The following is a 4,944-nucleotide window of genomic DNA, read 5'->3' on the forward strand; positions in this document are numbered from 1 at the left end:
AAGAGACAGGGTCCACATCCACGCCCGCCACCCCCGCGGCCTCCAGCCAGCGACGCCAGCCATCCTTGGGCGTGTCGTGGATCAACCGGACCCGGCCCAGGTCCTGGGGCGTCCGGAGCCGCTTCGCCAGCGCCGGGGTGCACACGGGCGCGAGCCCTTCGGTCGCGAGTTGCTCCGCCTTGAGCCCCGTCCACCGGCCCAGCCCGGAACGGATGCCCACGTCGAAGCGGTCGTCGAGGAAGTCCCAGAGCGCCTCGGAGCTGTTCACGTGCAGCTCGATGTCCGGATGCTGCTTCCGGAAGCGCTCCAGGCGCGGCAACAGCCAGCACGCGGCGAAGGACGGCAGCACGGTGAGGCGCAGCGGGCCCTGCTCGTGCGCGTACAGCCGCGTGGTCGCCTCGGACATGCGCTCGAACACGGGCGTCAGCTCGCGCAGGTACGCCGCGCCCCTCGCGGTCAGCGTCAGCGCATGGCCCCGGCGGTCGAACAGGGAGACGCCCAGCCAGTCCTCCAGCTGCCGCACCTGGTGGCTGATGGCCGCCTGGGTCACGCGCAGCTCCGTGGCGGCGCGGGTGAAGCTCAGGTGACGCGCGCCCGCCTCGAAGGCACGGAGGGCGCCCAGCGGTGGAATGCGGCGCATGCTCGATGAGCCCCCTTTATCGAGCACGCGAGGATAGCTCGCTGGGTCCGCGCCCCGAAATGGAGTCTGTCCTGTGCGGCGAGAAGGCGCGATGGACGCGCCGCGCGCGAGGTGCCCCGTCATGATCTCCGCCGAGGTGTGGGTGTTGTTCCTGGGCTACACGGTGCCCATGGTGGTGAGCCCCGGGCCGGGCAACACGGTGCTCGCCACCGCCGGAGGGCGCTTCGGCGTCCGGGGCACGCTGCCGTTCTGGTGGGGATTCGAGGTGGCCAACGTCGCGCTGTGCCTCCTCTACGGCATCGGCCTGGGGCGGGTGCTCCAGGGGCTGCCAGCGCTGCACGAGGTCCTGCGCTGGGGCAGCGTCGCGTACCTGCTCCACCTCGCGTGGGGCTTCTTCCGCGCCACGGCCGCGTCCAGGGAGGCGGACGACGCGCCCTCGCACCTCGGGTTCGTGGAGGGGCTGCTCGCGGTCGCGCTCAACCCGAAGATCCACTCGATGATCCTGGTGATGTTCTCCCAGTTCCTGGACCCCGCGCACGGGATGCTCCCCCAGACGGCGCAGCTCACCGCGGCGTTCCTCGCTGTCTGCGTGGCGTGCCACTTCCCATGGATCTACGGCGGGAAGCTCATCCTGGGGCGCTTCCACTCCGAGCGCGCCATGCGCATCCAGGGCTGGACCTTTGGCGCCTGCATGGTCGCCGTCGCGGCCTGGGTGGCCTTCGCCTGACACCGGCGCGTCCGCTCCCTCAAGGAAGGCACCACGTTCACCGTGCGCCTTCCCCGGTGCAGACCTGCGTCCACTGACTCACGAGGGCAATGACTCCAGGCCGCGGGCCCGGATGATGACGGTGGGCATCGGGGGCGGTGACGGGAGTCACCAGGACCGGCGACAGCGGTCACTGGCGTTGCCCGTGAAATCCGTGGGTTGTCCGCGTCCGCGCGGCCCGCGGGGGCTGGCACACGCGCTGCTATGGGGTCCCGTGTCGCTTCAACGCAAGAACCCATCCCCTTCGAGGTCCCCTCGCCATGGCCATCTCGCCCCTCCGCAGCGCCTCCGCTCCCGTCTCCCGCATGCCGGTGCAGGACGCCGCCCCCTCCCGTCCCCAGTGCGGCGGTGTGGAAGGGCTCGCCTCCGGGCCCATGGGCATGAAGCGGCGCACCCCGGGGGTGGAGGTGCTCCGGCAGGACGGCTTCGACGTCGGCTCCAGCAAGAACGCGGAGCTGGGCAAGCTCCTGCAGGACACGCTGTCGGCGCTGACCTCCATCGTCCAGTTGGTGGCGCAGGCCGTGCCGGGTGGCGCGCAGGCGCTCCAGGGTGTCTCCGGTGCGCAGGGCGCCCCGGGTGGGAAGTCCGGCTCGGGTTCGCCGCCGTTCTCCGACAGCAGCTTCACGCCCGCGGATTCAGCGCGTCCTCCCGTGGCGCTCAACGGCAACACCGGCGTCGTGGGTCCGGGGGCGTCGCAGCAGACGTCGTCCACGGGGGGTTCGAAGCTGGGTGGCAACCTGCCCCCGGCGCTGGAGAAGTTCCGGGGCGCCATCGAGTCCGCCTCCGCCAAGACGGGCATGCCCGCGGAGATGCTGGCCGCGCAGATCTGGCAGGAGTCGCGCGGCAACCTGGAGGCCGTCTCCACCAACGGCGGCAATGGCCTGACGGACACCGGCCTGATGCAGGTCAACCCCAACACCTACGGGGAGCTGCAGGCGAAGCACCCGGAGCTCCAGGGCAAGAACCTCTCCGACCCGGAGACCAACATCCTCGCGGGCGCCTTCTACATGAAGGACATGAAGGAGCAGTTCGGCAGCGATGAGCTGGCCCTGCGCGCCTACAACTCCGGACCCAACGGGGTGGACCGGAGCAACCCGGACGCCATCCCCGCCGGCACGGGCGACGCCACCTACGTGCAGAAGGTGAAGTCCTTCATGAACACGCTGGCCACCGGCCAGGGCACGCTGCCCGCGTAGCGCGCGGTCCATGACGCGCCCATGACGGAAGCATGGAATCTCCCGGGGGACAGGGGCGGGAGCGGCGCCTAGCTTCACGCCTCATGACCTCTTCCCTCTTCCGTCCCTTCGCGTTGGCCGCCGTCTCCTCCACGGGGTTGTTCCTGGCCGCGTGCGCGGGCAGCACCGCCGCGACCCGCCCCGCGGACATCCTCTCCGCCCGCCAGCTGGACATCGTCGACGAGCACGGCCAGGCGCGCATCCGCATCGGCGCGCCGATGCCCGACCCCCAGGGCCTGAAGCGCGCTGTGGCCGCGTACGGCATCCAGTTCCTGAGCCCCACGGGGCAGGAGATTGGAGGGCTGGCGATGCTGGATGCCATTGGCATCCGGGGGCTCTGCTTCGACAGCGAGGAGGGCTACGAGGCCATGTGCGTGGGCCTGGAGCAGGGAAAGCCCACCATCACCTTCCGGCATGACTGGAAGGAGCGCATCACCCTGGGCGTGGTGGATGGCGTGGCGAGCATCGTGCTCCACGACGCCCAGGGGAACCCCCAGCTCAAGCTGGAGGTGGACAAGGACGGCAAGACGCGGACGGTCGGCCTGACGCCCGCGCCGTAGCCACGTCAGCGCGTCGCGGCAGCGCCGCCGCCCTGGCTGTAGCTGTCGCAGAGCGCCATGTACTCGTCGCTGTTCATGGCGAGCGCGGAGACCCGCATCTTCTTCACGCGGGGCTTCGCGAGCGTGGTCTTGATCTGCACCATCTTGATGACCGGCAGGCCCATGTAGGACTGGTCCACGTAGAGGTTCTCCTCCATGTCCCCCCACGCGATGAGCAAGCCGTCCGGGAAGCGGATGCCGTCCCGGCCGATGAGCAGCACGGGCTTGTCCAGCTTGCCCAGCGCCGTGACGCAGTTGAAGAACATCCAGGCCGAGGCCAGGGTGATCAACGCGACGAAGATCCAGATGTTGCCCTGGGGAAGCGACTTCCAGGTCAGCGCGCCGAAGAAGACCGTCCCCAGCGTCCAGATGACCACGCCCGCGATGAGCCTGGCCCGCGAGTAGTAGATGGCGCGCGGCTGTTCCGCCTGCTTCCTGGACTGGGGGGAGCGATAGATTTCCATGTCGGGTGTCCGTGGGTGCGTCAGCCGGCCAGCCGGTCTGACAGGTAGGCCAGCAGGACTGGCGCGTTGATGACCTTCGCTTCGTCGAACTTCCGGGTCCTGCCCTGGGCGACGATGACCAATTCGCGGGACGCGAAGCCCTGGTCCACCTCGTCCTGGAGGCGGATGCTCTCGATGTCGTCCCAGCGCCAGAGCCGCCCCCGGTGGGTGAGCCCCGCGTCGCCCAGCGTCAGCGGCCCGAAGCGCACCGGCTGCCCGGCGGAGACCTGGAGGCTCACCCGCTCCAGCAGGCGCGGCACCACCTGGCTCAGCACGGCCTCATGCAGCGCGTCCGCGTCACTCCACAGGTCCAGCCGCAGCCGCAGCGTTCCGCCCGCGTGGCGCAGGACGAGGCGGTCGTGCGCGTGCTGTTCGACGACCTCCCGCACGTCCCGCCACCGGATCCTCGTGACGTCGGCGCGCAGCCCCTCGTCGTCCACCGTCACCACGTGCGGCGCCCACAGCCAGGCGAAGAGGTCCCGGGCCCGCCAGCCAAGGACGTAGATGCAGCAGGGAATGCCCAGCAGCAGCAGGTGGAAGCCGAACGGGCTCTGGAGCACGTCCTGGATCATCCGGTGCGGGAGCAGCGGCACGCCCAGGGGGTCCAGGAGCGCCGCGGCCTCGACGTAGAGCAGGGCCAGGCCCGCCAGGAACCAAGACAACGAGTGTGTGGGAAAGATCTTGTGGTGCGAGCGCTTCAGTGACGCCTCCAGACTGCGTGGCGTCTATAGACAATCACCCCTGTCTCCGCGACGTGTTTCGCCCCTCGGGCGTACGTTCTCGCGGTCTGGGAAAAAGCACGCTCGCGGGCTGAGACAGCGCTGTCTGGCCTTGCCTGGAATCTCCTTTATCCAATCACAGACACGCTCCAGCCCGCGGGACTCACCCCACCAGCTTCGCAGCGGGCACGCGCACGGTGAAGCGCGCGCCGCCCAGCGGACCGTCCTCCACCTGGAGGGTGCCGCCGTGCTGCGTGACGATGGCGTGCACGATGGAGAGGCCCAGCCCGCTGCCGCTCGCCTTCGTCGTGAAGAAGGGCTCGAAGAGCCGCCCGCGCACGTCCTCCGGCACGCCCGGTCCGCTGTCGTCCACGCACAGCGCCACGTCCCCGCCGTGCGCGCTCGCGCTGAAGCGCACCCGTCCTCCCGGCGGCGTCGCCTCCAGCGCGTTGAGCGCCAGGTTCAGCAGCACCTGCCGCAGC

The 4,944-nt window shown here is 70.1% G+C and carries 7 protein-coding genes; 3 read left to right on the forward strand and 4 right to left on the reverse strand.

Features of this window, described 5'->3' with window-relative positions; genetic code table 11:
• Positions 1–640, reverse strand: a 640-nt coding sequence (locus tag D7W79_RS38690; protein ID WP_120530257.1) for a LysR substrate-binding domain-containing protein, incomplete at its 3' end; no start/stop codon positions are given.
• A gap of 121 nt (positions 641–761) precedes the next feature.
• On the opposite strand from D7W79_RS38690, the gene D7W79_RS38695 reads away from it, so the two are divergent.
• The 3 genes from D7W79_RS38695 to D7W79_RS38705 all read left to right on the forward strand — a co-directional run bounded on the left by D7W79_RS38695 (position 762) and on the right by D7W79_RS38705 (position 3,201).
• Entirely contained in the window at positions 762–1,367 is a 606-nt protein-coding gene (locus D7W79_RS38695) for a LysE family translocator (protein WP_120530258.1), read from the forward strand.
• A gap of 299 nt (positions 1,368–1,666) precedes the next feature.
• Entirely contained in the window at positions 1,667–2,602 is a 936-nt protein-coding gene (locus D7W79_RS38700; protein ID WP_120530259.1) for a lytic transglycosylase domain-containing protein, read from the forward strand.
• 83 nt (positions 2,603–2,685) lie between these two features.
• On the forward strand, positions 2,686–3,201 hold the full coding sequence (locus D7W79_RS38705) for a hypothetical protein (protein ID WP_120530260.1): 516 nt from the start codon (positions 2,686–2,688) through the stop codon (positions 3,199–3,201).
• Between the two features lie 5 nt (positions 3,202–3,206).
• Here the strand turns inward: D7W79_RS38705 and D7W79_RS38710 are convergent, their stop codons facing one another.
• From D7W79_RS38710 to D7W79_RS38720, 3 genes are all read right to left on the reverse strand, one after another.
• Complete coding sequence (locus D7W79_RS38710; protein ID WP_120530261.1) at positions 3,207–3,704, reverse strand: hypothetical protein; 498 nt, start codon at positions 3,702–3,704, stop codon at positions 3,207–3,209.
• 20 nt (positions 3,705–3,724) lie between these two features.
• Positions 3,725–4,405: a hypothetical protein gene (locus D7W79_RS38715; protein WP_244222211.1), complete on the reverse strand. Its 681-nt coding sequence runs from the start codon at positions 4,403–4,405 to the stop codon at positions 3,725–3,727.
• 220 nt (positions 4,406–4,625) lie between these two features.
• Positions 4,626–4,944 (reverse strand): sensor histidine kinase (locus tag D7W79_RS38720; RefSeq protein ID WP_147442275.1); only part of this gene is annotated, 319 nt, incomplete at its 5' end.

Origin of the sequence: Corallococcus exercitus (genome assembly GCF_003611585.1) — a bacterium.
Lineage (GTDB): Bacteria > Myxococcota > Myxococcia > Myxococcales > Myxococcaceae > Corallococcus > Corallococcus exercitus.

Excerpts from the sequence above, each read along its gene's own strand:
- D7W79_RS38710 (WP_120530261.1), bottom strand. The coding sequence starts at position 3,704 with ATGGAAATCTATCGCTCCCCCCAGTCCAGGAAGCAGGCGGAACAGCCG.
- D7W79_RS38700 (WP_120530259.1), top strand. The coding sequence starts at position 1,667 with ATGGCCATCTCGCCCCTCCGCAGCGCCTCCGCTCCCGTCTCCCGCATG.
- D7W79_RS38705 (WP_120530260.1), top strand. The coding sequence starts at position 2,686 with ATGACCTCTTCCCTCTTCCGTCCCTTCGCGTTGGCCGCCGTCTCCTCC.
- D7W79_RS38695 (WP_120530258.1), top strand. The coding sequence starts at position 762 with ATGATCTCCGCCGAGGTGTGGGTGTTGTTCCTGGGCTACACGGTGCCC.